We start from the raw sequence: 24,829 nt of genomic DNA, 5'->3' as shown, positions 1-24,829 counted from the left end.
GTCGGTCAGCTCCCCGTCGGACGGACCAGCGTGACCGCGGTGCGCAGCAGGATGCAGATGTCCTGCCACAACGACCAGTCGTCGATGTAGGCGTTGTCGAACCGGCAGCGGTCCTCGATCGAGGTGTCGCCGCGCAGGCCGCGGACCTGGGCGAGGCCGGTGATGCCGGCCCGCATCCGGTGGCGGGCCGCGTAACCCGGGTAGGTCAGGCTGAACTGGGAGACGAAGTAAGGGCGTTCGGGACGCGGCCCGACCAGGCTCATGTCACCGCGGAGCACGTTCCACAGCTGGAGCAGTTCGTCGAGCGAGGTGCGCCGCAGCATGCGGCAGAACCGGCGCATCTCGTTCTCGTTGGCCACGCTCCACCGGGTCGCCGACTCGTGCTCGTCGACCGGCCGGTGCGTACGGAACTTCAGCAGCGTGAACGGCTTTCCGCCCCTGCCGATGCGCTCCTGCCGGAACACCACGCCCGGCCCGTCGCTGATCCGCAGCGTCAGTGCGCACACCAGCAGCAGCGGACCGGCCAGCAGCAGCAGCGTCCCCGACACGAGGATGTCGAGCACGCGCTTGCCCGCACTGTCGCGGCGCGCCGGTGAAAGGTCCAGGCGACGGCACGGGAAACCGGCCAGCCGTTCCTTCGCCGGGTACGGCGGGGAATCGGCGTCGACCTCCCGGACCGCGCAGCCCGCATCGGCCAGTGCGCGCAGCAGCGGGCCCTGTCCGGCGCGTACCGAGGGGTGGACGGCCAGCACGGCCCGCACCCCGTTCTGGATGACCGCCCGTTCGACCTCCTCACCGGTGCGCAGCACCGGCAGGCCCTCGATGCCGTCCGGCTGTTCGGCGACGATCCCCACCGGCCGCACACCGCACCCCGGGTGACGCAGCAGGGCGGCGGCCACGCGCTGCGCGGTCGCCGCCGGGCCGACGACGAGCGCCGCGTGCGGATGGCGCCGCAGTGCGGCGCGCCGCCGCGTGTGCACGGCCGCGCGCAGCGCACCGCCGGCCACCGACTGCAGGACGAGGCCCGTCAGCACGGCGCCGGCGGACAACGCGTGCTCCGGCCGGTACGCCGCCCAGAGCGCCGCGGACGCCAGCCAGGCCACCGCGACACGGCCGCACACCGCGGGCAGTTCGTCCAGCAGCCCCGGCCCGGGCGGCTGACCGGCCCGGGGGCGCAGCAGCAGCGATGCGGCGATCAACAGGACGGCGAGCAGGGAGTGTCGCTGGGTGCCGGACAGCGCCAGCGTGCCCAGCAGGGCCGCGGCAGCGTCCGCGAGGAGCAGCGGTACGGGCGAAGCCGACCGCGCCGAAGGACGCGGGCCGGGCAGCCGCAGGCCGCCGGCGGTGTCGCGCGGCGGCATGACGGAGACGGGCGAGGAGCCGTGGTCCCGCGGCGGTACGCCGGGGGAGGTGACGGTGTGTTCGGCGGTCACGAGCGGATGGTCTCCCTGTACTTGGTGGGCTCGACGTGCTGCGCGGTCCGGTGCGCCGCTTCGGTACAGCAGTCCGCGTCGAGCGGCTGCTCCGGCTCGGTGTCGCGGGCCTCGTCACGCTCGACGGCGCGGTACGGACGTGCCCTCTCCCTGGAGGGCCAGGTGCCGAGCAGGTCGCGGTAGACGTCGGCGACCTGCTCGGCGGTGTGCCGTACGTCGTGGACGGACAGCACGTGCCGACGGCCCAGGTCGCCGAGCGACTCACGCAGCGGCGGGTCGAGCAGCAGCCCGGCCAGGGCCCCGGCCAGAGCCCCCGGGTTCTCCGGCGGTACCAGACAACGGGGGGCGAAGGACGGCGGCAGGCTCTCGCGAGCGCCGTCGACGTCGGTGACCACCACGGGGCGCCCGCAGGCCATCGCCTCCAGCGGGGCGAGGGCCATGCCCTCCCAGCGGGACGGCAGCACGACGAGATCGGCGGCCTGGTACCAGGGCGAGGTGTCGGCGACGGCTCCCGCGAACAGCACGGACTTCGGGGCCTGCGCGCGCAGCCGGTCGTCGTCCGGCCCGTCGCCCACCAGGACGAGGCGCGCGGCGGGCACCCGCTGCACGACGGCGTCCCACGCACGCAACAGGACGTCCTGTCCCTTCTGCCGGCAGAGCCGCCCCACGCAGACCACGAGCGGCGTCGCGGGGTGGAGGGCGGCGAGCGGGGCGAGCCCGGCCCGCACGGTGTCGGTGCCGGCCGGGCAGAAGCGCTCGGGATCGATGCCGTTGGGGACGACGGTCCACCGTCCGGTGATCCCGGCGTGCACACCGGTGGCCCGTTCCGCCTCGCTCACGCACACCACCCGTGTGGCCCAGCGCGCCCCCCATCGCTCCCACCCGAGCGCGAGCGCCGCGGTGACCCCGCCCACCGCCTCGAACGACCAGGCGTGCGGCTGGAAGACGGTCGGAATCCGCCCGCGCACCGCGAGCCGCCCGGCGAGCCCGGCCTTCGCGCTGTGCGCGTGCACCAGGTCGGGGCGCACCTCGTCGATCACCCGCGCGAGGTGCCGTACCTCCCGCACGAGCGACGGGCCGGGCGACCGCGTGGACCGCCAGTTCCGTACCTGCGCGCCGAGCGCCCGCAGATGGAGGGCGAGCGTGCTGTCGGGGCAGACCGCGGTGACGTCCAGGCCGTCCGCCAGCTGCGTACGGACCAGGTCCGTCACCACGCGCGCGACCCCGCCGTCCACCGGCTGGGTGAGGTGCAGGACCCGCGGCCGGCGGTCGGAGGGGGGCGGGCCCGTCTGTCCGGATTCCTCGCTCGCCACGGCGCTCGGACCGGCGCTCGGGAGAGGTGACGGCGTGTTCATCGCCGGACGTCGAGGGCAGTGAAGAGCACCCCGGCCCAGGCCGCGTCCCGCTGGGACGAGAGCCGGAAGCCCACCCGGTCGCCGGCGTGCAGCAGACCGTGGCCGAGGGCGAACACGTCGGAGTCGTAGCCGAGCGTGTTGGCATACGCCGGCACTCGCGACGGAACAGCCCCGGCGGGCCCGCTGATGGTGGAGTTCAGGACGTCGCCGGCGGGGTTGGCGGAGTCGGCGAGCGTCGTGGTGGAAGCGGGTGTGCCGGTGGTGACGGTGAGCGAGTCGCCCGTGGTGCCGCGGTCGCCGTTGTACGCCACCAGTCCCACCTGGCCCTCCGCGCCCTCCGCGAGGTCCAGACCGCTGAGCCCGACCTCGGGTCCCGTGCGGCCCCCCAGCGGCGCGAAGCCGTCCCAGAGCGAGAGGTGCCGCAGCGGCTCCGTCGGGTTCTCGTACGCCACCACCAGGGTCCAGCCGCCCCACGCGCCGGCCGCCGACCGGCCGGCGGCCACGTTGACATCGGCCACGGTGTAGAGACCCGGCCCGCTGTCCCGCACCAGCCCGGTCACGTCCGCCGAGGCCTGGAAGGCGTCCGCGCCGTCCGCCACGTCGTGTCCCACGACGGTGTCCGCGAGGAGCTCCTTGTAGTCCCCGCCGGGTTCGGCGATCAGGACCCGCCCGTTGTCCTGCGCGGGCTTCTGTTCGCCCACGCGCAGGTTGCCGCCCCAGTACAGGCGCGCGTACGTCACCCGCGAGCCGGAGGGCAGGCGGACCTCCGCGCGGGAGGAGTTGTAGGTGTTCGAGTCGCGGTCGACGTCGATGTAGAACATGTCGAAGTCGCCGTTCACCGCCTGCGCGCCCGCCTGCACGTCCGCGCACGAAGGCGTGTGGTTCGTGCGGCAGGTGGCGGAGGAGTTGGCCGCGCGCACGATGCCGCCGTGCTGAAGCGCGTAGTACCGCTGGCCGAACGCGAGACTGCTCGCTTCCGGCGCGGGCGGCGCGGCCGGAGCGGCGGCGGGGGAGCCGCAGGGTGCCCACATCGCGACAAGAGCGAGGACACCCACCGCGGCAGGGCGAAGCAACTGACCCAGGGATTGGCGCATGACCGTCGGAGCCTTTCGGAACGGATGGCGGGGACCGGATGGGTGAAGACGACGTCCGCGGCCGGCAGCGCCGCCGATGTCGGAGCCTCGCCCGAGGACGGCGACAACGAGCAGAACCGCCGGGATGGAGCAGGCAGCACGGCGAGTGCGATGCGTCCGCTTCTGGGGGTGCGTCGGCGCAACTCTAGCCACCAGCCGGACAAATTTGCCGAAACTCAATCAACGCCGACAAGTGTGTTGGAATCGTGAAACCGGCCCTCCGCGGGCGACACCCAGGTGGTCCCACCCCGCCACCTCATCGGGCGGATCGGGGCCGTACAGGTGAAAAGAAGACGTCGAAGGCTTGCCGCGCCGCTCGTGCGGACCGGAAACCTCGACGCCCGCGGTCACCGTTCCGCCGGCGCCGGTGACGCCCTCACCCGTTTGATCTCATATGACGACTCGTCAATCCGTGGTCCCCCGGTTTCCGCACCGGCCGAGGATCGTTGAGCACGGCGACACAAAGCCCCCTCCGGCGACCCGCGTTGCCGAAGAAAGGAACATGATGAAGTCCCTGAAGGCTGCCGCCGTCATTGCCGGGTCCCTGATCGCCGCCGGCATGGCCGCGCCCGCGTACGCGCAGGAGATCGACCTGGCGTCCACCGGCCTCGACACCGGACTGAACACACGCACCGCGGTCCCCTTCGAGCTCATGTCGCCGCAGGACGAGTCGGGCGCGGCCGGGTCCCGGACGTCGGTGCTCGGCACCGCGGAGGAGGCGGCGGACGTGGTGAACCAGGCCAAGCCGATGCACGGCGATCTGGGGCTGCACGCCTGAGACGCGCCGTACGAAGTCGGCCCCCGGTCCGGACCGGGGGCCGACTTCGTGTGTTCCCCCCTTTGCCACGCGGAGGTGACCACGCGGCAGGTCCGACGGTTGGAACAACGACAACCGTTCGGACAAGGAGTGGATCATGGTCGTTCCCATCGGCTCGGCACCCGTGGGTGCCGAGGACGCGGCGCCGCGCCCGGCGCCGCCCGGACCGGCGGGCAGAACACGGCGGGACGTGGCACGAGGTCTGCGGGCCGGCGCCCTCGCCGGCGTCCTGACCCCGCTGCTCGCCGCCTTCCGGTCTCCGCGCCCCGGGCCCGCGGAAACGGACCCCTCGGGCGACACCGCCTCCGCCTCCGCCTTCGAGCGGACCTACCGCGGCCGCCGCATCCGAGGAGTGTGGGCGCCGGGGCGCACCGCGGCCGAGGACGGCCGGTGGCACGTCACGGTGGACGGCCGCCCCCTGCATCTGATGCGCCGCGCCGACGGCGGCTGGCTGAGCACGGTCGACCACTACTGCTCCTACCGGACGCCGCTCGAGGCCGCCCACGCGGCCGTCGACGCGCTCGGCCCCGGCGAACGGCTGCGTGAGGCGGCGTCGGTGCCGGGGAGTGCGGGACACGCACACGGGGAGGGTCGGCATGGCGTACGTGCGTAAGGACGCCGGCACGCTCACGGCGACCGAGAAGCGACGGTTCGTCAGGGCGCTGCTGGAGGTCAAACGGCGCGGCGAGTACGACGAGTTCGTGCGGACGCACCTCGCGTACTACTCCTCCGACGGCGAGCGCGGACTGCGCACCGCGCACATGGCGCCCTCCTTCCTGCCCTGGCACCGCCGGTTCCTGCTCGACCTGGAGACCGCCCTGCGCCGGGTGGACTCGGCGGTGACCCTTCCGTACTGGGACTGGACCCGTGACCGTACGGCCACCGTCGCACCGTGGACGGCGGACCTGCTCGGCGGCAACGGGCGCCGGTCCGACCAGCAGGTGATGACGGGGCCGTTCGCGTACGGGCAGGGCAACTGGACCATCGCGGTGGGCGTGACCGACGGGGGGTTCCTCACCCGGGACCTCGGCCGCCGCCGCGACCCGATCGAGCTGCCCACCACGAGCGACCTGGAGCAGGCGCTGAAGGACCCCGTCTACGACGTGGCGCCCTGGGACTCGACGGTCACGCGGGGTTTCCGCAACAGGCTGGAGGGCTGGAGCACCGGCCGGGGCAGTGCCTCCTGGCGCAACCACAACCGGGTGCACCGCTGGGTCGGCGGGGCCATGCTCGGTGCCGCATCCGTCAACGACCCCGCCTTCTGGCTGCACCATGCCTTCGTCGATCTGCAGTGGTACCGCTGGCAGCGCCGGCACGGCGGGGCCCGCTACCTCCCCGCGAAACCGCCGGGCCGGGGCGACGAGCAGCACCGCCGGATCGTGGCACGGCACGAGAAGCTGCCGCCGTGGGACGTGACACCGGACGAACTGGAGGACATCGGCCGGATCTACCGGTACGCGTGAAGGGACGCGGTCTCGGGCTTCATGGGGAGAGCCCCGGCGCTCGGGGCGGCGGGGCTCTCGGGTCACCACGGCGAACGTCGGTTGCCGTAGCCCTGGTGGTGCTTGTCGTGGCTGTCGTTCACGCAGCGGTTGCCCACGGCGGGGTTGAGGAAACCGAGCACGTTGACGGTGCTGCCGCACGCGTTGATCGGCGCGTGAAGCGGGACCTGGACCACGTGGCCGGACGCGACCCCCGGCGCGTGGGACGCCGCAGCGTGGGCGCCGGCGTCCGCCGCGGCCCTACCGGCCCCGCTGAGCACCACGGCCCCGTGCCGAGAGCCGCAGCGCCGATCTTCGCGATGCGAGGCATCACGTTCTCCGGACTCGCCCGGACTCGCCCGGTGAGCGCAGCCGCATGACGCGCGGCCGCACGCTTCGCTCAACGCGAGCCTCTCGCGCCGGTCACGGTGTTCCTTCCGGGACCACCCCTGGGGAAGCAGCCGCACCGGACGAGCGGCCTCCGCTCCCGGCCGCCTGACGCACGTTCGGCCACCTGATGCGCGCGTGTCGGGTCGGTGACCTGCATCTTCACGAGAAAATTACGCGCATGGGCGTTTTGGCTACCCAAAGTCCGAAACGTCGTTTACGTTAACCACCGTAAGTGACCGGCCCAACACGGGTTGTGTCCACTCGGGAAATCGGAGAAGTAATGCGCAAGTACCAGAAGGCCGCCGTCGTCATGGCCATGCTCGGCAGTGTCGGCTTCCTCGGCGCCGGCGTCAGCCACGCCGGTGACGACCCGTCGTTCGAGCTCAAGAACAAGCAGGACACCACCTGCGTCCAGGACAACTCCGCCAAGGGCCTCGTCAACATCGACGACGTCAACGCCGGCGTCGGCGCCCTGCTGGGCATCGGCAAGGCGGAGAACAAGGAGACCAACGCGGTGTCCTGCGCCTCCAGCCTCGTCCTCGGCGGCAAGTGATCACTGCCAGGTGATCCGGGTGGGTCTCGGGGCTCGAACTCAGGTGTTCGAGCCCCGGGGCCGCCCGGCATGTCGGCCGGTCCGGGTGTCCGGACCGGCTCCGCCGCTCGAGTGCGGTGGCGCCCCATCTCCCATCAGGTGCGACACGGCGTTTCATCTATCAACTGCCGTAAATGTCGCCTATATTAGCGACTGTAAGTGACCGGCCCAATACGGACCGTGTCAGTACGAGAATGGAGCAGTAATGCGCAAGTACCAGAAGGCCGCCGTCGTCATGGCCATGCTCGGCAGTGTCGGCTTCCTCGGCGCCGGCGTCAGCCACGCCGGTGACAAGCCGGAGGTCGAGCTCAACAACTCGCAGACCACGAACTGCTTCCAGGACAACTCGAAGCAGGGCCTCATCAACATCGACGACATCAACCTCGCGGTCGGCATCCTGGGCCTCGCCCACGCCGAGAACGAGGAGACCAACTCGGTGTCCTGCGCCTCCAGCTTCGCCATCGGCGGCTGATCACCCTCAGGTGATCCAGGTGGGTCCCGGGGCTCGAACCACGCGTTCGAGCCCCGGGCCCGCCCGGCACATCGGCCGGCCCGGAGGGCCGGACCGGCTCCGCCGCCCAGTCGCGGCGAGTTGACCGTCAAGGAAAAAGGTAGATGGTGAAGTCGAACAAGATCGCAGCGGCGGCGGGGGTCCTCGGTGGGCTCGCGCTGATCGGCGTCGGTGCCGTCCAGGCCTTCGGTGCCGAAGGCCCGGACAACTGCGTCAAGGGCGAGGACGGCACCGTTCGCTGCGTGCAGGTGAGTGAGCAGGAGATCACGACCGACCAGTACGGAAAGATCCACTTCGTCAACAAGTCGAAGCAGAGCTGCTCCGGCGGGAATGCCGAGGTCTCCTGCACCAACAGCGTTGCCCTGCCGGGTAAAAAGTCCTGACGTCTTTGTCGGCCGAGGGCCGTTGTGCACGGCTTCCCGCACGTCGGCATCCCCGCGTCGGACCACCCGTACAGCGGAGAGTGGCCGGGACCCGGTACCGGGTCCCGGCCACTCGTCGTATGTCCGTCACCGGTATGCCGTCGCGCAGGCGAGGCCGGCGCCCGGTGACTCCACGGGGGCGCAGTACGGCAGGTCGTCGATGGGGCGGTCGGTGCAGAAGCGGCCGATCAGGTCCGATGCCTCCTGTCTGCGCTCGACGGTGACCAGATGGTCCGCTTCCTTGACCGTCGTGAACCGCGCCGCCGGAATCGTCGCGGCGAGCTCACGGCCCATCTGCGGGGTGCACAGGGTGTCGTACTCGCCCGTGAACACCAGGGCGGGCACGGCGGGGACGGGCAGGGGCTCGTAACAGCCGTGCGTCACCAGCCTCGTGTTGTGTTCGACCGCCTTCTTGAGCTCGTCCGGCGTCTGGTTCATGAACTGGTGATGCAGGAGGCGCGCGACGGCCGCGTGCCTGCGGACCTGACCGGCACCCGGGTTCGACATGAACAGCCCCACCAGACCGTCGGCCGCCGCTTCGATCTCTCCCCGTTCCAGCGCCTGCGCCAGACGCGGTACCGCCTCGGTGTAGATCTCGGGAAGACGCATCGCGGCGCCGCAGAAGACGATGCGACGGACGGACTCGGGATGCAGCTGCGCGAAGCGGAGGCCGACGACCTCACCGAAGCAGCCTCCGAAGAGATTCACCGGCGGCATCCCGGTCTCCACCAGCATGTGCTGGACCGCGGCGGCGAGGAAATCGATCCCGTAACGGGAGGGCAGGAAGTCCGCACTGCCGTATCCGGGGAGATCCACGGTGATCACCGTGCACAACGGCGCCAGCCACTTCTCGTGCCCCTGCCAGGAGTACCGGTTCTGGGACGAGCCCCCGAGCAGCAGCAACGGTGCCGTGCGCGGAGCGCTCTGATGGACGATCCGGCACCCGTAAGCGAAGCCCTCGAACGCCAGGGTCCGCTCCTCCACCTGCTCCGGCGGTGGAGAAGCGGACCTGTGGCGTTGTGTGGTCAGTGAACCCTGGGGGGTGGTGAGGGCAGTGCGCATGGACGGCTCCGGGACAGGGGAAATGGCGACGAACCAGTCCATGATTACCAGCAATCAAGTCTTTTGTCGGTAATCACTCATTTGTGGGCGATCCCGGCGGTAAGGCTTGTACGGTCCGCCGAGCGGCAACCGCCGACGGATCCACCGTCGAGCCTGAGGGCCGGGGTCTCAGGGACGGTGTCAAGAGCGGCAAGAGCCCCGGCGCTCGAGGTGCCGGGGCTCTGGACGTTCTGCTGATGACGCGTACGGGGTCAGTTCCCGTACGCGTTCTTGTGGTTCTTGTGGTGCTGACCGTCCTCGTTCACGCGCAGGTGTTGCCGAACGTCGGGTTCAGCGCACCGACGACGTCGACGGTGTTCCCGCACACGTGGACCGGCACGTGCACCGGGGCCTGCACGAAGTTGCCCGACAGGAATCCCGGGGAGTGGGCGGCGGTGCCCTGGGCACCCGCGTCCGCCAGAGCCGTACCGGCCCCGCTCAGGGCCACGGCACCCGTGCCGAGTGCGACGCAGGCAACCTTCGCGATGCGCGACATCACGTTCTCCTTCTTATTCGATGAGCACGGACGCAGGGGGCGCGGCCGTGCTCCCCGTTCAACGCGAAGACGCTCGACGGGTCACGGTGATCAGCCACGGATCACCCTGGGCGGAGGGGTTTTCTTCCGGCCGGCCTTCCGGCCCGGTCCTCTGCCCCGGGTTTCCGGCCGTTTTCAGGGCAGGCGCCGGACCGGTGCGCCGTCGAGGAAGGCGCGGATGTTCTCGACCGCCTGGCCGTAGTACGTGGCGTAGTTGGCACGGGAGACGTAGCCGAGGTGCGGGGTGGCGAGCAGGCGGGGGGCGGTGCGCATCGGGTGGCCGGCGGGCAGCGGTTCGACGTCGAAGACATCGACGCCGGCACCGGCGATCCGGCCGTCGTGCAGGGCGGCGAGCAGGGCGTCCTGGTCGACGATCGCCGCGCGGGAGGTGTTGACCAGGTAGGCGGTGGGCTTGAGCAGGGCGAGTTCGGCGGCGCCGAGCAGGCCGCGGTTGCGCTCGCCGAGCGCGAGGTGCACGGAGACGAAGTCGCTCTCGCGCAACAGGTCCTCCACGGACGGCGCGAGTTCCACGCCCACCTCGTCGGCACGCTCCTGGGTGAGGTGGTGGCTCCAGGCCCCGACCCGCATGCCGAAGGCGAGACCGACCTGGGCCACCCGGCTCCCGATCTTCCCCAGGCCGAGCAGCCCGAGACGCCGTCCGTGCAGGTCGGCGCCCACGGTGCGCTGCCAGGGGCCGCCGGTGCGCAGGCCGTTGCTCTCCTCGACGATGCCGCGCGCCAGGCCGAGGAGCAGGGCCCAGGTCAGCTCGACCGGCGGGGTGGAGGAGCTGGCCGTACCGCACACGGTGACGCCGTGGGCCTCGGCGGCGGCGTGGTCGATGACCGAGTTGCGCATGCCGGAGGCGACGATCAGTCTCAGCCGGGGCAGCCGGGCGATCAACGACCCGGGGAAGGTCACCCGTTCCCGCAGCGTCACCACGATGTCGGCGTCGGCGAGCGCGTCGGCCAGAGCGTCCTCGTCGGTGAAGTGACCGTCGAACGAGACCACTTCGACGTCCTCCGTGACCGGTCCCCAGTCGGCGGCCTCGGCGGCCGCCCCCTGGAAGTCGTCCAGCACCGCACACCGCAGCCGCATGCGGTTCCCCCCTGCTCGTCCGTGGTCCGGGGCGATCAAGCTAGCCCTCCTGCGGTCGGCGCCCGGCCCGGGGTGCCTGCCCCCGGAGAAGGTGAAGCATGCGTCTGCGGAGCCTCGTGCTCGACACGTCGCTCCTGCGGGAGAGCCGGCCGTTTTGGGTGATCTTCGTCGCACGGGCGGCTCTCTCCCGGCTTCCCGGGGAAGGGAGGCCGGGGGAAAGGCCTCGTCGGGTCTAGTCGGCGGTCACGCGGTCGTCCGCGGCCGTCGGGCTGATACTGCGCTCACCGCGGAGCCGCAGACCAGGACTGCTGACAGCGCGATCAGGTTGGTCAGAACGTCTTGGATCTGCGCGACGGGGACGTAGACGACCACGATGACGACGAGGACGGCAGCCCGGTCTCGCAGTCGGGGGATGGAAGGTGAGTTTGCCGAGGTCATACTCATAGCAGTACCTCCTGGGTGCCCGCTCACCGAGCGCCGCTCCTGCCGGGAAGCCTGCGCGGCAATCGGTGGGCTTTTGCGTGGGACCACTGTGATGTGGGTTTCCCCTCGGCGCGCAGCAAAGTAACGGCGCGTAAGGGTGATCTCACACATAGTCATGAAATGCGAGGGGTGCGCGATGTCATGACGTCCGCGAGGTGAACGGTAAGGCGCGCCCGGCGGCCCGATCACTGGTCTGTCACGAGCTCCACCGGAGTCGCTCCGCGGCCTGGGCAGGGGTGCCGTAGGAGCCGGGCCGGGCCACGAGGAGTGAGCTGAAGCAGTAGCCGTGCTCTTCGTCGGCTGCGAACGGGCGCCAGAAGCTCAGCAGCACGGCGGAAGTTGGACCAGAACCCGTTCTCACGCACAGAGCCAGTGGGGTGGTGGGCTCGGTGGAGGGCGTTCCCCCGGGTTCATGGGCGGCTGGTCGCTGAGGGGGCTGGGCCCCGGTTCTCGTCCGAACGGCGGTGCACGCGGTGGAATGAGACGAGAACCGAGACGGTCGGTGACGGCATCGCGGTTCAGGAAGAGCGCGGCGGCATTCTGCGGAGCCGAGGCGGTGCGGAGCGGTCCTCACGTCAGGTGAGGTCGGACAGATCCTCCGGGGTGAGGGCTGTCGACCTGGCGGCAGTGTTCTCCTCCAGGTGGGCGAGGGAGCCGGTGCCGGGGATGGCCAGAGTGACCGGGGAAGAGGCAAGCAGCCAGGCCAGGGCGATCCGAGGGATCGTGGCGCCGTGCCGGTCCGCGACCTTGGCCATGCGGTCACCCGTGAGGTCGCTCAGGCCGCCGCCCAGCGGGAAGAACGGCACGTAGGCGATGCCGGCCTCCTCGCAGAGGGCCAGGACCTCCGTGTCATCGCGCTTGGCGGCGTGGAAGTGGTTCTGGACGGCCGCGACGGGCGCGATCGCGCGGGCCTCGGCGAGATGGCCGGCGTCGACGTTGCTCAGGCCGAGATGGCGGATCAGGCCCTCCTCGCGCAGCGCGGCCAGCGCCTCGAAGCGTTCGGCCACGGATTCCCCGTGCGGCGGCGACCCGATGCCCCCGATGCGCAGATAGACCAGATCGAGGCGATCCACACCGAGGGTTTCGAGGTTCTCCTCGACCATCGGCCGCAGGGCAGCGGGATCGGAGGTTGCGGCCAAGCCGCCGTCGGGAGTACGGGCCGGGCCGACCTTGGTGGCGATGACCAGGTCGGCCGGGTAAGGGTGAAGGGCTTCCCGGATCAGGGCGTTGGCACGGACGGTGCCGTCGCCGCTGGTGTAGAAGGCGGCGGTGTCGATGTGGTTGATGCCCAGCTCCACGGCATGGCGCAGGACGGCGCGACCGGTTCGGGGATCGCGCGCCGGTCCGTGGAAGCTGTTCGTGGGCAGGCGCATGGCCCCGAAGCCGATCCGGTTGATCAGCAGGTCGCCACCAAGGCGGAAGTCGTTGCTCATGAACACAGCCTGGACCAAGGGGCGTTCGGGCTGCGAACCCGTGGCAGCTTGCTGCCGTCGGGCAGAATGGGGGAGTGGCCGACGTCGTGACGATCCGCGGTGACCTGGAACTCCTCGCCCGTACCGAGCAGGTCTTCTCCTCTGTCCACGAGGAGTTCGTCTGCGCCGCCCGCGACCTCGACACCTGGTCCCGTCCCGGAGCCCGGCAGGCCGTCGGCGACGGGCTCCTAAACAGGGACACCCAACAGATCCGCAAGCTGTTCAGCCCGGCTTCGCTCGCCGACCAGCACAGCCGCGAGCACCTCGGCATGCTCGTCGACAAGGGCGCCCGCGTGCGGATCACCGCCACCGCCCTCCCCCACGAGACGATCATCATCGACCGCCGGTTCGCGATCCTCGCCGGCTTGAACACCCCCGGCGGCCGCGCATACACCCTGACCACCGCACCCACCCTGGTCGGCAGCGTGTACGCGCTGTTCGAAGCCGCCTGGGAGAGCGCCACCGACCTCCAAGCGTTCCTGCGCGGCAAGCACCCCCGGCTCGATGCCGAGAGCCGAACGGTCCTGCACGCTCTGGCATCGGGTGCCACCGACGAGACAGCCGCGCGGGAGCTCGGCATGTCCTTGCGAACCTACCGTCGCCGCGTCGCCCACCTGCTCGACGCCCTCGACGCGGGCTCACGGTTCCAGGCCGGGGTGCGCGCGGGCGAGAGGGGATTGAGCGGTTGAGGGGTCGACCAAGTACCCATCGGGTAGCGCGCCCTCGGCTGGGGAAGCTGTGATCCCTTGGGGCTGATTCAGGCACCGGCCTGGGCGGATGGCTGGGCTGGGAGCCTTGTCGGGTGTTGCTGCGCGAGGCCCAGGGCATTCCGGAAGACGTCGGCACACCACACGGCGGCTCGCGACGTTTGCGCTGAGCCGGGCGGGCCGAGGGCGCGGCCTCGGCCGCCTGGCAGGGCAAAGGCCGCTGCGCTGTGCCCACCACCCGCACGACACCGCGAATCGAGGACACCGATGCGCGTGCGGTTGTCCCCGGACGCGATTGCTGCTTTTGGCAAGGCCGGTGGAGTCTTGACGGCTGAGTCAAGAGGCTCCGCCGGCCGTCGGCGCTGTCAGAGATCGGTGTCGGCGGCCTCTTCGAGCAGGTCCATGGCGCGGTTGTGGAAGCGGCGTTCGACGTCGTGGCACGGGGTGTTGAAGAAGGCTCGTTGAGCTCCGGCGAGACCGCGGTTCAGCAGGCCCATGGTCACGACCACGGCTTCCACTCCGTGACACCCGTGGTCCTTCGGCACGTCGATCGAGTGCGTCGATCGAGTGCGTCAGTTGCCGTGCCCCGCCTCGCGCTGCCGGGTGATGACCAGAGCCGTTCCGCCGAGGACGACCAGGGTGATGGCGGTGCCGACGATCCAGGGGGCGACGCTGGGGGCGCCGGTGTCGGCGAGGTTGACATCGGTGGTGGACCCGTCCGCCACGGGGGCGGGGGTGGGGCCGCTCAGGGTGCGGATGTCGACGCCGGTTTCGGCGGCCTTGGTCCTGCAGTCGAGCATGCCGGTGAACCGCTTCTCGAAGCCGTCCGCGCCCTGGACCGTGAAGTCGTACGTCCGATCCTCGGCCACCGGAACCGTCACCGTGCGGGTCCCGCCCGGCTCCACGGTGTACTCGCGCTCCGCCACTTCGAAGGTGAAGGGCTCGTCGTCCTGATTGGTGGTGATGACGTCGACGCCGCCTTCGGCGCAGTTCTTCCGGGCGGTCATCGCCGGAATCGCGCCCTGCTCCGCCCACGTCGCGCTCGCCGTCGCGGAGACCGTCGAGGTGCTGGAGCCGGCCAGGATCTGCGTCTGGCTGCGGCTCTCGGCGGCGAACGCCCGGCCGACCGGCACCGTGGTCGAGGCCTGCGCGGTCACCTGGACCGTTCCCTCGGGCGCGTCCTCGGGTATCTCGAAGAACACCTCGGTGCCGTCCACCGCGCTGATGACCGGCAGGCCGTCCGCGTCCAGGATCCGCACCCCGCTGGTGGCGGCGTCCGCCTGCGGCGACATCGTCACACTGCGCGCGTCCGTACGTACCGTCACCGGGCCGAGCAGCTCGCCGGGCCGTCCGGAGACGACCGGCGGGTCCAGGGCGAGCGACGCCTGCGGCTCCGCCTGGTTGCGCGCGTTCTTCTCCAGGTAGTCGGCGAGCTGCTCCGCCTGGGGGTCGACGGCGTCCACGTCCACGTCGTCGGAGTAGCGCCAGATCGCCACCTGCGTGCCGGCCGCCGCGTCCTGCTCGGTCAGCTCGCCCCGGACGCCCGCCCGGTCGGCGAGCGCCGCGAGGTTGTTCACCTGGGGGTAGGAGTTCCGCAGGATCCAGTGGATCCGGCCGGCGTCCTTGTTGGCGCCCAGCGAGGTCCCGCTCCAGTCGGTCTCGTGGTACTCGGCGTCCGTCTGCGTGGGGGTGTGGATGTCGACGCAGTAGCTCTGCAGCATGCCGCCGCCCTCGACGGACATCTCGAACAGTCCCGCCGACACCTGATGGTCCCCGGCGGCGTCGCGGATCACGGCCTCGCCGTACGTCTTCAGGCCCTCCACGGTCGCGGCCGCTCCGCCCTCACCGCGCGTCGTCCCGTCGTCGGCCACCGCCGTCCCGGCGCCGGTCAGTACACCGGCGGCGATGAATCCGGACACCAACGTTCCGGCGGCGAGACGTCTCACCGGCCCGAGCCCACGTGCGGACGACGCAGAGAATCCAGAGGACGCAGCAAACACCGATTTCCCTTCCGAGCAGGACCCGTTGACGTGGGGGACGGGTCCCACCAGCAGAATCACCGGCCCCGAGAACCCCGGGAGCCATGCCCGGAATCCTAAGTACGCCGCGAACCGCGCCCGACGGTGATCAGGTCGGAGGCCTGATCCGACGTGGAATCGTTATCGCCGGAGTGGGTACGAGCAGGGCTTGTCGATAAATCACCTCGGGATCGTTCGCCATGGATTCGCCGATAAGCCGCACTTCGGTCGGCTCCGCTGCCGAGGGCCGGACCGGCGACATCACGTCACCATGGCTGGTTCCGGTGATTGTTGTGCGGTGGCGGCGGGCTCGGCTGCGGTGGTTGCGGCGACCGCTTCGGCCACATCCGCCACTTCGGCGGCTTCGGCGGCTTCAACCGCTTCAGCGGGTTCGACCGCTTCAGGCTCCTTGGCTCCCTCACCCGGCCTGTTTTCCCACGCGGGTTCCGGCCGGTCCGGGGAGGCCTGTCGGGGGTCCGGGCGGCCCGCACGGCGGAAGGCTGACGTGCCCCGGGCCAGGTCGTGGCCGATCGCCACCGCGTCGAGGTCCGCCGAGGTACGGCCCTGCTGCCCCTCGCGTGTCTCCGTGCGCACCTTCAACCGCCCCTGCACGATCACGGGTTCGCCCACCGACAGCGAGGCCGTGGCGTTGGTGGCGAGCTGGCGATTGGCCCACACCGTGAAGAAGTTGGTGTGTCCGTCCGCCCACATGGCCTTGTCCCGGTTCCAGTACCGCGACGTGACCGCCAGCCGGAACCTCGCCACCGGTCCGGACGCCGTCTCCCGGAACACCGGCTGCGTCGCCACGTTGCCCACCGCACAGATCATCGTCTCGTTCATCGTGCCTGCCTCCCCCGCCTGGACACCGGCGCCGGCGGCCGGGCGGATACGCGTACGGGCCCGTCCCGTACGGCTGCGAGTCAGACTGCCGCCGTCGGACCGGGCCCGCTGACGCCTGTGGACCACCGCCGGTCTGTGGACAACTCCGCCACCCGTACGAGCGGCCGCGCATAGAGGCTGCGCAGGGGTCGTCGTACAGGGAGTCGTCGCGCAGGAGGGGCCGCTCGTACGCCTCAACCCATCCCTACGCCCACCCCCGCCACCCGTCCGTACTCCTCCCGTACCTCCCGGTACCGCAGCAGTTCCGAGGCCACCGGGTCCAGGACCCGGGCGCGGCCGCACCCCGCGGCCGCCTCCCGCAGCCGCCTCGCCGCCTCCAGCCCGTGCCGCCGGGCCGGTCCGCGGGCCGCCATCCGGCAGCTCCACTCGACGATCGGGCCGCCGACGATGCCGATCACCATCAGCAGCACCGGCACCCCCAGGTTCGGTGACATGAACCCGATGATCTGGCCCATCAGCCACAGCCCGCCGATGAACTGGATGATCGTCATGGACGCCTGGGCGAGTACGGCCGCCGGCCACCAGCCGGGCCGCGGCGGCCGCCCCGGTGGCAGTGCGGCGCGCGCGGCGAGGTCGTCCAGCGCCTCCGACAGTCCATGGGAGCCCCGTACGGCCGCCTCGCGCACCGCCTGCGCCCATGGCTCGGGCAGCCCGTCCGAGGCCTGGTCGGACACCGTGCGCACCGCCTGCTCCACCCGCTGCCTGGCCGTGATCTCCTCGTCGGGCTGCGTCTGCTGCGGAAGTCTCCCGGTGAGCGGCCCGCCCCGGTCCTCGTACCAGCGCCACAGCCGCAGCCACGGGGTGCCGCACGCGCGGTTGGCGTTGCGCAGCCACGCGCGTTCGGCGGCATCGCCCGCCGCGGTGGCGCCCACCGCGTCCGCGAGCCGGTCCGTGAACTCCTCCCGCGCCTCCTCGCTGAGCCCGGCCCACCGGCGGTTGGCGTAGACGGGCCACAGCCGGGCCGCGGTGATGTCCACGTCCGCCGCGACACGGCGGCCTGCCGCTCCCCGCTCGACCACGAACTGGCCGAGTGCTTCGCGCAGTTCACCGACCCCGTCGCCGGTGAGCGCGGACAGCGCGAGGACCGTCGTACCGGGTTCTCCGTACTCGCCCAGGGCGATGCCGTCCTCGTCGAGCAGACGGCGCAGATCGTCCAGGACCTGTTCGGCGGCCTCCCCGGGCAGCCGGTCGATCTGGTTGAGGACGACGAACATGACCTCCGCGTGCGCTGCCATGGGCCGCAGATAGCGCTCGTGCAGCATCGCGTCGGCGTACTTCTCCGGGTCGACGACCCAGATGACGGCGTCGACCAGGCCCAGCACCCGGTCGACCTGTTCGCGGTGCTGCACGGCCGCCGAGTCGTGGTCCGGCAGGTCGACGAGGACGAGTCCGCGCAGCTGCTCGTCCGCGTCCGCCGTCGCCTGCAACGGGCGCCGGCGCAACCGGGGCGGGATGCCGAGCCGTTCGATGAGACCCGCGGCGCCGTCGCTCCAACTGCACGCGATGGGCGCGGCGGTGGTCGGCCGTCGTACGCCGGTCTCCGAAATAGTGGCTCCGGCGAGGACGTTGAACAGCTGCGACTTGCCGCTGCCGGTCGCACCCGCGATGGCGACGACGGTGTGCTGCCCGGAGAGCCCGCGCCGCGCGGCGGCCTCGTCGAGGACCCGGCTCGCCCCGGCCAGCGTCCGGCTGTCGAGCCGGGCCCTGGACAGTCCCACCAGTTCGCGCAGCGCCTCCAGCCGGGACGTCAGGGGCGCGTCGTACGCCAGGGAGGTCACGGAGGCCATTGTCTGCGGCGTGGACGCGCGGGCCTCCAGCGCGGCGTACGACTCGGCTCCGAACCCGAAATCGAACCCGGCCCCTGTCCCGGGCTCCGTCCGTGTCCCGACCCCTGCCCCGGCCCGTCTCCCGGTTCCTTTCCCCGTCCCCGCGGTGTCGTCCCCCCGGCGCGCGATCAGCCCGTCGGCCCAGGAGGCCTGCGCGGCCGCCCTGTCGTCGGGCGCCCCGCCGTCGTCCTCCTCGTCCCCCTCGTCCTCCTCGTAGGCGTCGTCGTCCCTGTACACGTGGTCCCTGTACTTGTCGTCCCCGTACGGGCCCTGCTCGCGCCCTTCCTGCTCCTGCCCGGCCACCCCGCGCGCGTCCTCGGGGAGATCGGACCCCTCAGGCCGCTCGGCCGCCCCGGACGCCTCTGCATCCTCTGATCGCTCAGAGCGTTCGGTGTGGTCCTGGTGCTGGTCCTGATCCTGGTCAGTGACGGCGGTCACCGGTCACCTCTCCTTCTGCAGTACGGACAACGCGGCGATGAGTTCGGCCTGGGGCTCCGGGTGCACCTCGAGCGCGTCGAGCGGCGCGAGCCGGCGTTCGCGTTCGGCGTGCATGACCCGGTTCACGTAGTCGATGAGCAGCCGCCCGCTCCGGTCGCGCAGCCGCACCGCCCCGTGCGCGCCGATCCGTTGGGCGAGCTTCTCCCCCGCGGTCCGCGCCCGGCGCCCGCTCAGCAGCGCCGTGGCGACCAGGGCGGCGACCGTCTCGGGATCGAGGGCGGCACCGCGGTCGAGCTCGCGGACCTCTTCCTCGGCGTACTCCTCCAGCTCGCGCCGCCACCGCCGTACGGCCAGCCCGATCCGGTGTTCGACGCTCTCCGTCGCCCCGTCACGGTCGGCGAAATCCGGTGACTTCGAGGCCGGTTCGCGCCGCCAGGCGGTGTCGACCCGCTCGTCGGCGGCGGTGACGGCGCACAGCAGCAGGGCGCCCAGGCCCTCCACCAGAGTGTCGAGGAGCTCACTGGGCGTGCAGTCGAGCGGGAAGGCGCGCCACCGCTTGAGCGCGTCGCCGGCGAGTACGGTTCCGGCCTGCAGCCGGCCGCGCAGGCGCGCGTGCTCCTTGTCGTACGCCCCCTCGACGGCGGAGGTGAGCCGCAGCGCGGCGGCGTGCTGCGCGGCGGCGGCGCCGGCGAGTTCCGGCATGCGGGAGTTGAGGGAGTCGAGGATGCCGTGGGCGGTGCGCGCCATGACGTGCGCGCGGGCGGCGGGGTCCTGCGTCTGGTGGACGAGCCAGGTCCGCAGCGACGCCACGGCGGAGGCCGGCAGGAGCCCGCCGCCCCAGGCCGACTCGGGCAACTCGGGCACGGTGAAGCGCGGTACGTGACCGAGTCCGGCCTTGGTGAGGAGGGCGCCGTACTGCCGGGACACCTCGGACACGACCTGGTGGGGCACCCGGTCCAGAACGGTCACCAGGCTGACGTCGTACTCCTTGGCGGCGCGCAGCATGTGCCAGGGCACGGCGTCGGCGTAGCGGGCGGCGGTGGTGACCATGATCCAGATGTCCGCGGCGCAGATGAGTTCGGCGGCGAGGACGCGGTTGTCGGCGACTAGGGAGTCGATGTCGGGGGCGTCGAGCAGGGCGAGGCCGGGCGGGACGCTGTCGGCGGTCTCGATGCGCAGGACGCGCGCCGGGTTCTCTCCCGGGAGCAGCAGGTCGTCGAGCTCCCGCCGAGGGCCCCACACGCGCGTGAGGTCGGGCAGTACGCGCATCCCGCTGAACCAGTGGTGGTCCTCGGGGTGGCAGACGAGCACCGGGGTCCGGGTCGTCGGCCGCAGCACGCCCGCCTCGCTGACGCGCCGCCCCACGAGTGAGTTCACCAGGGTGGACTTGCCGGCCCCGGTGGACCCCCCTACGACGGCGAGCAGCGGTGCCTGGGGCTCTCTCAGGCGGGGCACCAGGTAGTCGTCGAGCTGTGCGAGCAGTTCGTCGCGGTTGGCACGCGCGCGTGAAGCCCCCGCCACAGGCAGCGGGAAGCGTGCGGCGGCGACACGGTCCCGCAGGGCGGAGAGTGCGTCGAGCAGCTGAGGCCGTACGTCCAAGGTCACCACATGTGAAGAATGCCCAATTTCATGGGAATTCTGAAGCATATGACCATGTCTGCGCGCCGATCGAACACAAGCGGATGGAAGGGACGACTGGGGCGCGTGCACAGCCCAGGCATAACGAGTGCACAACACCCGATGCGCGAGGGGTCAAAATCGGTGCAGGATTCGTACCCGCCTGCGATTATCGGGACCGCTTCACCGAACCTCCACATCGAGCCGCGGAGGCGAGGCGACCAGGGCAAGGACGCGGGAGCCCTATCCTTGTCCCCGGCAACGTCAGGGACCGGGGACACCCGGGCACCATGACAGAGGCCACCACACCCGGCCCCCGTAGCTCAGTGGATAGAGCAGGCGCCTTCTAAGCGCTTGGCCGCAGGTTCGAGTCCTGCCGGGGGCGCCACCAGCCAGAACGCCCCAGAGGGGCCCTCCCCTCCAGGGCGTTTCGTGTCTCCGACGGCAAGGCCGACGGCGACGTCACTCGGCGGCCGGCAGGCTCCCCAGCCGGTCCGGGGCGGTCCGCTTCTCCGTCCTGCCGGCGTGGCGCGCAGATGGCCATCGTCACATCCGGCGCGCTGTGCCCCACGATGTCGCGGACGATACGCGGCGGGATGCCGAGATTGGGCAGCAGCGTCACGCAGGTGTGCCGGAGGTCGTGGAACCGGACCTCCGGGCCCAGCCGCTCGCGGATCGGGGAGAAGCGCCGGTTCAGGTTCCGCGGCGAGGAGACGGGCGCCCACGTCGAGGTCGGCGAACTCACCGGCGTCCACAAGAGCACGCCCCGAGGCGTCGTGGCCCTGGTCTTCCGCTGCGAGCCCTCCGGCGGCACCGAACACACAGCGAACGAGTCGACAGCCGTCTCCTGACTCACGCCCGACGAGGTCGGCGAGCGCATGTCCGAGGTCTGCGCGATCAGGCGTTCTGGACGCCTTGGACGGCCACGGTCCCCTCGTACGAAGCCACGACGGCAAGCAGTTGAATTCGGCGGGACAAGACTTCCCTGCTTCATCCAGGCCCCACGCACGGCGTGGGAGCGTGCAGCGGGCAAGGGCGAGAAACGATCTTCCGCATACGCGACGGTCGCATCAGGATGACCCCATGGGGGAATCCACCGTGCGCACAGCGTTCCGTCTCACCTTCACCGACTACCACCAAGACCCGAACGACAGCGACGTCCTTCGACGAGCGGTCACTGTCCAGGCCGACCGGATCACGTTCGACGACGGCCACCTGAACCTCTGGCTCGCAGGCGTCCACGTCGGAGAGTTCCCGCTGGACATCGTCGAGTCCGTCTGCCCTCAGGGCGATCCCGGCAGGAGGCGGGAGTCGCCGGAAGAGTTGCGTGCGCGCTATCCGCAGATGGGCCATTCCTGGTCACCGGAGGACGACGCTCGTCTCCTTGCGCTCTATCAGCAAGGAGAGCGTGACTTCGACGCCCTCGGGAAGCAGTTCGGCCGCAAGCCCAGCGCTGTTCGCTCGCGACTGGCCAAGCTCGGCCTGGAAAGCCTCACCTGACAGGTACAAAGCCGAATGTCTGCAGCTGGGGCGGTCGGGCTCCACGGCTTCGGTCGACCGATTCGGGGCGAGCCTCTGGGCTACGGGAGTGGTGCAAGTGAACGAAGACGAGATCAGGCGTGCCGTAGCGCGGGGAATGCAGGACTACGAGAAGTCACGTCCGAAGCCCGAAGGGACCGTCGGGGAAGTCGAGAGTGCGGTGGGCGGCTGCTTTGCCGCGTTCTTCCTGGCTCTCGTGGTCCTGGGCGTCGTTGCCGCTTGCAACCGGTGAGGTGCCGCGGACGTCGGGCGGGGAGGGGCGCTGAGCGCTGCCGAGTGTGCGACTGAGTGACGGTGCCGGCGTACAGCCGTGCACCAACGCGCACACCTGCGGATCATCGCAGCGGGTGAGAGGCACACCGCCCCGAGGCCGAGCGCCCGCCGAGCCGCTTCGGGACGAAGAGGCCGTGCGTCAGGGGCCGTCGCGCTCGATCAGTGAGCCGTCGGGGCTCAGTGTGGAGAAGCGCGGCGGGGCCATGGCTTCCACGGCTCTGCGCAGCTCCGCTTCCTGCTCTGCGGGAGCCGGCCCGTGCGGGTCCCGCACGTGGAATCCGTACAGCTCGATGGCGTCCGCGTCGACGTCGTCGGGCCGGGGGAGGCCCTCCTGGATGAATCCGCAGAGCGTCCGCAGCGCGTCCTCGCCCAGGTCCAGGGGGTGGAAGGGCAGGGCGTACGGCTCTTCCTCCTCGCCGGGCCAGGGGAGGATGTCCGCCGGGCGGTCCCCGGCCCAGTAGGGCAGTTCGAAAGGGAGCGGTTCGCCGATGTTCTCGATGATCCCGCTGTCCGGCGACAGGCTCAGGGAGCGGACGAGGCGTCCGTCCTCCCAGACGGCGAACGCCAGCCAGTCGACGACACTGTGCATGGCGTGCAGGACCAGCCGTCGGCCGGTACTCGCCGCCACGAGGTGCTCCGGGAGCTGGGAAGGAGCGTCGAGCATCACTTCCTGATCACCGATGACCTCCACGCCCGGCCGGCTCGCTGCGCACACCGTCCCCTCCGGCGGGTACACGCCGTCCCAGAGGTTCGAGCCCCCGCACCGCTCGATCTCCCGGCCCGGGTGGAGCCGCCGCATCATGGCGACCGTCCGATCAAGGTCCGCAGCCCCCACTCGCCGCAGCAACTCCGGCACGTCGCCGTCGGCGTACACCAGCAGCCCCGTCCTGGCTCCCAAAACCCCTCCCCAAGGCGTTGCACCTGATGATGGGCGCACCTTAGCCGCGTGCACTGACAAGGAAGGTCGCTCGGCCTGCCTGCCTGCCCGGTCGGGCCGTCTCCGGGCCGACCGAGGCCCCCCGACGCCGACCGGTGGCGACCGACAGTGACGGACGAGCCACGACATCGACCGGCGAAGCCCCGGTCACGACCGACGAAGCCCCAGTTCAAAGGCCTCGGACGGAACGCGTTTCCTCCAAAGGGTGGCGGTGCGGCAAGATGGGGTGTTACTTGCCGCGAGAGGGCATGAAAAGGCCCCTCACCAGCGGTTTTCCTGCCGATGAGGGGCCGTGTCAGGCGGCTTGGGCCGTCTCTGGGCCGTCGTGAGCGTGACCGGCGGCCCGGTACATCGCGGAGATGGCTTTCCGGGTCCGGGTCTCGCTGGACGGCATGAGGTGCGTGTAGACGCGGAGGGTGAAGCCCGGGTCGCTGTGGCCGAGGTAGAGGCTCAGGGCCTTGATGCTCTCCCCGGCGTCCAGGAGGACCGAGGCGTAGAAGTGCCTCAGGGCGTGCATGCCGTGTTCGCGGGCGGCGGCGTAGCGGTTGCCCTTCTCGGGGGCCGGGATGATGCCGGCGGATGCGAGGGCGGGCTTCCACGCCTGGTCGTTGAAGCCCTGACTCCAGATGGCCGAGCCGATGCTGCTCGTGAAGAGGAGTCGGTGAGTGACCTTGGGGCCGGTCGGGGTCAGCCAGGGCAACGTCACGTCGACGGGCGGGAAGGCCGCCATGTGCTCGCGGAGTGCCGCCGATACCTCAGGGTCGAGGGGGACGTCACGGAGCTTGCCGCGCTTGGGCGGAGCGAAGACCAGTGTTCCGCGCACCTTCTTGACTTGCTGGCGGACGTAGAGCCAGCCGAGGTCACCGATGTTGTCGACGGCCAGGCCGAAGACCTCGCCCTGTCGCAGTCCGCATCCGGCGCCCAGGTCGACCATGGCCCGATATCGCTCGGGGAGCCCAGCGCGCACGCCGAAGACCTGCTCAGCGGTCCACGGATGCACGCGTGACGGCGCAGGGCGAGGTGCCTTGACCGATCGAGCCCGGCAGGGGTTCGAGGCCAGGAGACGGTCATCCACGGCCGCGTTGAGCACGGAGGAGACCGCGTCGAAGATGAGTCGCCGGTACTGGGCGGACGCCACGGCTCTTCGAGCTGGCGGTTCCAGTCGCGGATGTGCTCGGGCTGGAACGAGCCGATGGGGCGCGTGCCGAGGTACGGCAGAGCGTGAAGGCGCAGCCTGCCTTCCACGGCGGCCCGGCTGGTGAGATCGGTGGTGAGGGCGGCGAGCCAGCGATCTGTGTACTCGCGGAAGGTGACCCGTGCTGCTCTTGGGTCGATGTACTGCCCGCGTGCCATGTCCGCTTCGATGTTGGTCAACCAGGTGTCGGCCAAGCGCTTTTGCTTGTCGGGGAAGCTCTTCGACTTCTCCGTGCCGTCCGGGCCGATGTAGCGGGCGCGGTAACGCATGCCGAGGCCGTGCCGGTCGGTCTTGACCTTGCGGGTCTTGCCGTCCGGGCCGACCTCGGTCCGGTACCAGCGGTCTTGGACATGCCCGGCCATCAGGCAGCCTCCCCGATCTGGGAGTCGACCCAGGCCCGCACGTCGTTCGGGTCGAAGCGGAGGTGCCGGCCGACGCGGAAGCCGCGGGGACCGGTGCGCTTGCGGCGCCACTGGTAGACCGTCTCGACACTGGGCAGCTCGAACATCTCGACCAGGTCCTCAGGGGTCAGGAACCGGTTCGGCAGCTCTGAGGCCAT

25 protein-coding genes, 1 tRNA gene and 3 pseudogenes are annotated in these 24,829 nt (G+C 71.0%); 11 read left to right on the top strand and 18 right to left on the bottom strand.

Translation table 11 applies throughout. The features are described from left to right. Positions 1-5: 5 nt before the first annotated feature. Genes OHB56_RS15705 through OHB56_RS15695 form a run of 3 tightly spaced genes read right to left on the bottom strand, consistent with a single transcriptional unit; the run spans position 6 to position 3,882 of the window. On the bottom strand, positions 6-1,433 hold the full coding sequence (locus tag OHB56_RS15705; protein WP_406353929.1) for an exopolysaccharide biosynthesis polyprenyl glycosylphosphotransferase: 1,428 nt from the start codon (positions 1,431-1,433) through the stop codon (positions 6-8). Beyond that, the gene (locus OHB56_RS15700; RefSeq protein WP_406353927.1) at positions 1,430-2,788 is read right to left on the bottom strand and encodes a glycosyltransferase; all 1,359 of its coding nucleotides are present in this window, start codon (positions 2,786-2,788) and stop codon (positions 1,430-1,432) included. Before OHB56_RS15700 ends, OHB56_RS15705 begins: the two co-directional genes overlap by 4 nt. Then, a complete protein-coding gene (locus OHB56_RS15695) occupies positions 2,785-3,882 on the bottom strand; it encodes a DUF3344 domain-containing protein (RefSeq protein WP_406353925.1) in 1,098 nt (365 codons plus the stop codon). Before OHB56_RS15695 ends, OHB56_RS15700 begins: the two co-directional genes overlap by 4 nt. A gap of 541 nt (positions 3,883-4,423) precedes the next feature. On the opposite strand from OHB56_RS15695, the gene OHB56_RS15690 reads away from it, so the two are divergent. The 3 genes from OHB56_RS15690 (at position 4,424) to OHB56_RS15680 (ending at position 6,201) form a co-directional block, all read left to right on the top strand. Next, positions 4,424-4,699, top strand: a complete 276-nt coding sequence (locus OHB56_RS15690; RefSeq protein WP_406353923.1) for a hypothetical protein — start codon at positions 4,424-4,426, stop codon at positions 4,697-4,699. Between the two features lie 136 nt (positions 4,700-4,835). Further along, the gene (locus OHB56_RS15685) at positions 4,836-5,351 is read left to right on the top strand and encodes a tyrosinase family oxidase copper chaperone (protein ID WP_406353921.1); all 516 of its coding nucleotides are present in this window, start codon (positions 4,836-4,838) and stop codon (positions 5,349-5,351) included. Beyond that, entirely contained in the window at positions 5,335-6,201 is an 867-nt protein-coding gene (locus tag OHB56_RS15680) for a tyrosinase family protein (protein WP_406353919.1), read from the top strand. Before OHB56_RS15685 ends, OHB56_RS15680 begins: the two co-directional genes overlap by 17 nt. Positions 6,202-6,263: 62 nt before the next feature. Here OHB56_RS15680 and OHB56_RS15675 read toward each other — a convergent pair whose 3' ends face one another. After that, complete coding sequence (locus OHB56_RS15675) at positions 6,264-6,500, bottom strand: chaplin (RefSeq protein WP_406359079.1); 237 nt, start codon at positions 6,498-6,500, stop codon at positions 6,264-6,266. Positions 6,501-6,889: 389 nt separating this feature from the next. On the opposite strand from OHB56_RS15675, the gene OHB56_RS15670 reads away from it, so the two are divergent. The 3 genes from OHB56_RS15670 (at position 6,890) to OHB56_RS15660 (ending at position 8,095) form a co-directional block, all read left to right on the top strand. After that, on the top strand, positions 6,890-7,162 hold the full coding sequence (locus tag OHB56_RS15670; protein ID WP_406353918.1) for a hypothetical protein: 273 nt from the start codon (positions 6,890-6,892) through the stop codon (positions 7,160-7,162). Positions 7,163-7,406: 244 nt separating this feature from the next. After that, positions 7,407-7,673, top strand: coding sequence for a hypothetical protein (locus OHB56_RS15665; RefSeq protein ID WP_406353916.1), 267 nt, complete (start codon positions 7,407-7,409; stop codon positions 7,671-7,673). A gap of 143 nt (positions 7,674-7,816) precedes the next feature. Further along, on the top strand, positions 7,817-8,095 hold the full coding sequence (locus tag OHB56_RS15660) for a hypothetical protein (RefSeq protein ID WP_406353914.1): 279 nt from the start codon (positions 7,817-7,819) through the stop codon (positions 8,093-8,095). Positions 8,096-8,221: 126 nt separating this feature from the next. Here OHB56_RS15660 and OHB56_RS15655 read toward each other — a convergent pair whose 3' ends face one another. The 5 genes and pseudogenes from OHB56_RS15655 to OHB56_RS15635 all read right to left on the bottom strand — a co-directional run bounded on the left by OHB56_RS15655 (position 8,222) and on the right by OHB56_RS15635 (position 12,781). Further along, on the bottom strand, positions 8,222-9,196 hold the full coding sequence (locus tag OHB56_RS15655) for an alpha/beta fold hydrolase (RefSeq protein WP_406353913.1): 975 nt from the start codon (positions 9,194-9,196) through the stop codon (positions 8,222-8,224). A 251-nt stretch (positions 9,197-9,447) separates the two neighbouring features. Further along, positions 9,448-9,731: pseudogene (locus OHB56_RS15650) on the bottom strand (chaplin). Positions 9,732-9,905: 174 nt separating this feature from the next. After that, positions 9,906-10,865 carry a D-2-hydroxyacid dehydrogenase family protein gene (locus OHB56_RS15645; protein WP_406359078.1) on the bottom strand — a complete coding sequence of 320 codons (960 nt, stop codon included), beginning with the start codon at positions 10,863-10,865 and terminating at the stop codon, positions 9,906-9,908. A 243-nt stretch (positions 10,866-11,108) separates the two neighbouring features. Further along, positions 11,109-11,303 carry a hypothetical protein gene (locus OHB56_RS15640; RefSeq protein ID WP_406353912.1) on the bottom strand — a complete coding sequence of 65 codons (195 nt, stop codon included), beginning with the start codon at positions 11,301-11,303 and terminating at the stop codon, positions 11,109-11,111. Between the two features lie 620 nt (positions 11,304-11,923). After that, on the bottom strand, positions 11,924-12,781 hold the full coding sequence (locus OHB56_RS15635; RefSeq protein ID WP_406353910.1) for an oxidoreductase: 858 nt from the start codon (positions 12,779-12,781) through the stop codon (positions 11,924-11,926). A 74-nt stretch (positions 12,782-12,855) separates the two neighbouring features. Here OHB56_RS15635 and OHB56_RS15630 point away from each other — a divergent pair, with 74 nt between their 5' ends. Next, on the top strand, positions 12,856-13,509 hold the full coding sequence (locus tag OHB56_RS15630) for a DNA-binding response regulator (RefSeq protein ID WP_406353909.1): 654 nt from the start codon (positions 12,856-12,858) through the stop codon (positions 13,507-13,509). Positions 13,510-13,892: 383 nt separating this feature from the next. On the opposite strand, the gene OHB56_RS15625 is transcribed toward OHB56_RS15630, so the two are convergent. The 5 genes from OHB56_RS15625 to OHB56_RS15605 all read right to left on the bottom strand — a co-directional run bounded on the left by OHB56_RS15625 (position 13,893) and on the right by OHB56_RS15605 (position 20,317). After that, positions 13,893-14,036, bottom strand: a complete 144-nt coding sequence (locus OHB56_RS15625) for a hypothetical protein (protein WP_406353907.1) — start codon at positions 14,034-14,036, stop codon at positions 13,893-13,895. 63 nt (positions 14,037-14,099) lie between these two features. After that, on the bottom strand, positions 14,100-15,473 hold the full coding sequence (locus OHB56_RS15620) for a Cys-Gln thioester bond-forming surface protein (protein ID WP_406353906.1): 1,374 nt from the start codon (positions 15,471-15,473) through the stop codon (positions 14,100-14,102). A gap of 333 nt (positions 15,474-15,806) precedes the next feature. Further along, positions 15,807-16,385: a single-stranded DNA-binding protein gene (locus OHB56_RS15615; RefSeq protein WP_406353904.1), complete on the bottom strand. Its 579-nt coding sequence runs from the start codon at positions 16,383-16,385 to the stop codon at positions 15,807-15,809. Positions 16,386-16,618: 233 nt separating this feature from the next. Next, complete coding sequence (locus tag OHB56_RS15610) at positions 16,619-18,709, bottom strand: YfjP family GTPase (protein ID WP_406353902.1); 2,091 nt, start codon at positions 18,707-18,709, stop codon at positions 16,619-16,621. Positions 18,710-18,712: 3 nt separating this feature from the next. Beyond that, positions 18,713-20,317, bottom strand: coding sequence for a dynamin family protein (locus OHB56_RS15605; RefSeq protein ID WP_326752807.1), 1,605 nt, complete (start codon positions 20,315-20,317; stop codon positions 18,713-18,715). Positions 20,318-20,638: 321 nt separating this feature from the next. Here OHB56_RS15605 and OHB56_RS15600 point away from each other — a divergent pair. Continuing rightward, positions 20,639-20,714 (top strand) — tRNA-Arg (locus tag OHB56_RS15600). On the opposite strand, the gene OHB56_RS15595 is transcribed toward OHB56_RS15600, so the two are convergent. Beyond that, a complete protein-coding gene (locus OHB56_RS15595; protein WP_406359076.1) occupies positions 20,673-21,071 on the bottom strand; it encodes a tyrosine-type recombinase/integrase in 399 nt (132 codons plus the stop codon). The genes OHB56_RS15600 and OHB56_RS15595 overlap by 42 nt on opposite strands. Here OHB56_RS15595 and OHB56_RS15590 point away from each other — a divergent pair. The 3 genes and pseudogenes from OHB56_RS15590 to OHB56_RS15580 form a co-directional block, all read left to right on the top strand. Further along, positions 21,034-21,301 (top strand): annotated as a pseudogene (locus OHB56_RS15590) (NUDIX hydrolase); the annotation flags it as partial. The gene OHB56_RS15595 and the pseudogene OHB56_RS15590 overlap by 38 nt on opposite strands. Positions 21,302-21,409: 108 nt before the next feature. Further along, complete coding sequence (locus OHB56_RS15585) at positions 21,410-21,826, top strand: hypothetical protein (protein WP_406359322.1); 417 nt, start codon at positions 21,410-21,412, stop codon at positions 21,824-21,826. A gap of 97 nt (positions 21,827-21,923) precedes the next feature. After that, a complete protein-coding gene (locus tag OHB56_RS15580; protein ID WP_406353900.1) occupies positions 21,924-22,097 on the top strand; it encodes a hypothetical protein in 174 nt (57 codons plus the stop codon). A gap of 180 nt (positions 22,098-22,277) precedes the next feature. Here OHB56_RS15580 and OHB56_RS15575 read toward each other — a convergent pair whose 3' ends face one another. The 3 genes and pseudogenes from OHB56_RS15575 to OHB56_RS15565 all read right to left on the bottom strand — a co-directional run bounded on the left by OHB56_RS15575 (position 22,278) and on the right by OHB56_RS15565 (position 24,829). Next, the gene (locus OHB56_RS15575) at positions 22,278-23,036 is read right to left on the bottom strand and encodes a DUF6928 family protein (RefSeq protein ID WP_406353898.1); all 759 of its coding nucleotides are present in this window, start codon (positions 23,034-23,036) and stop codon (positions 22,278-22,280) included. 334 nt (positions 23,037-23,370) lie between these two features. Then, positions 23,371-24,632 (bottom strand): annotated as a pseudogene (locus OHB56_RS15570) (tyrosine-type recombinase/integrase). Continuing rightward, the gene (locus OHB56_RS15565) at positions 24,632-24,829 is read right to left on the bottom strand and encodes a helix-turn-helix domain-containing protein (protein WP_280869734.1); all 198 of its coding nucleotides are present in this window, start codon (positions 24,827-24,829) and stop codon (positions 24,632-24,634) included. Before OHB56_RS15565 ends, OHB56_RS15570 begins: the two are co-directional and overlap by 1 nt.

The organism is Streptomyces sp. NBC_01635, from assembly GCF_045209715.1.
Classification (GTDB): Bacteria; Actinomycetota; Actinomycetes; order Streptomycetales; family Streptomycetaceae; genus Streptomyces; species Streptomyces hirsutus.
The sequence above is the reverse complement of the archived record's forward strand: the minus strand, read 5'-3'. Positions and strand labels throughout refer to the sequence as shown.

Excerpts from the sequence above, each read along its gene's own strand:
- OHB56_RS15680 (WP_406353919.1), top strand. The coding sequence starts at position 5,335 with ATGGCGTACGTGCGTAAGGACGCCGGCACGCTCACGGCGACCGAGAAG.
- OHB56_RS15665 (WP_406353916.1), top strand. The coding sequence starts at position 7,407 with ATGCGCAAGTACCAGAAGGCCGCCGTCGTCATGGCCATGCTCGGCAGT.
- OHB56_RS15585 (WP_406359322.1), top strand. The coding sequence starts at position 21,410 with ATGGGGGAATCCACCGTGCGCACAGCGTTCCGTCTCACCTTCACCGAC.
- OHB56_RS15700 (WP_406353927.1), bottom strand. The coding sequence starts at position 2,788 with ATGAACACGCCGTCACCTCTCCCGAGCGCCGGTCCGAGCGCCGTGGCG.
- OHB56_RS15635 (WP_406353910.1), bottom strand. The coding sequence starts at position 12,781 with ATGAGCAACGACTTCCGCCTTGGTGGCGACCTGCTGATCAACCGGATC.
- OHB56_RS15615 (WP_406353904.1), bottom strand. The coding sequence starts at position 16,385 with ATGAACGAGACGATGATCTGTGCGGTGGGCAACGTGGCGACGCAGCCG.
- OHB56_RS15685 (WP_406353921.1), top strand. The coding sequence starts at position 4,836 with ATGGTCGTTCCCATCGGCTCGGCACCCGTGGGTGCCGAGGACGCGGCG.
- OHB56_RS15660 (WP_406353914.1), top strand. The coding sequence starts at position 7,817 with ATGGTGAAGTCGAACAAGATCGCAGCGGCGGCGGGGGTCCTCGGTGGG.
- OHB56_RS15670 (WP_406353918.1), top strand. The coding sequence starts at position 6,890 with ATGCGCAAGTACCAGAAGGCCGCCGTCGTCATGGCCATGCTCGGCAGT.
- OHB56_RS15695 (WP_406353925.1), bottom strand. The coding sequence starts at position 3,882 with ATGCGCCAATCCCTGGGTCAGTTGCTTCGCCCTGCCGCGGTGGGTGTC.
- OHB56_RS15565 (WP_280869734.1), bottom strand. The coding sequence starts at position 24,829 with ATGGCCTCAGAGCTGCCGAACCGGTTCCTGACCCCTGAGGACCTGGTC.
- OHB56_RS15640 (WP_406353912.1), bottom strand. The coding sequence starts at position 11,303 with ATGACCTCGGCAAACTCACCTTCCATCCCCCGACTGCGAGACCGGGCT.
- OHB56_RS15655 (WP_406353913.1), bottom strand. The coding sequence starts at position 9,196 with ATGCGCACTGCCCTCACCACCCCCCAGGGTTCACTGACCACACAACGC.
- OHB56_RS15645 (WP_406359078.1), bottom strand. The coding sequence starts at position 10,865 with ATGCGGCTGCGGTGTGCGGTGCTGGACGACTTCCAGGGGGCGGCCGCC.
- OHB56_RS15690 (WP_406353923.1), top strand. The coding sequence starts at position 4,424 with ATGATGAAGTCCCTGAAGGCTGCCGCCGTCATTGCCGGGTCCCTGATC.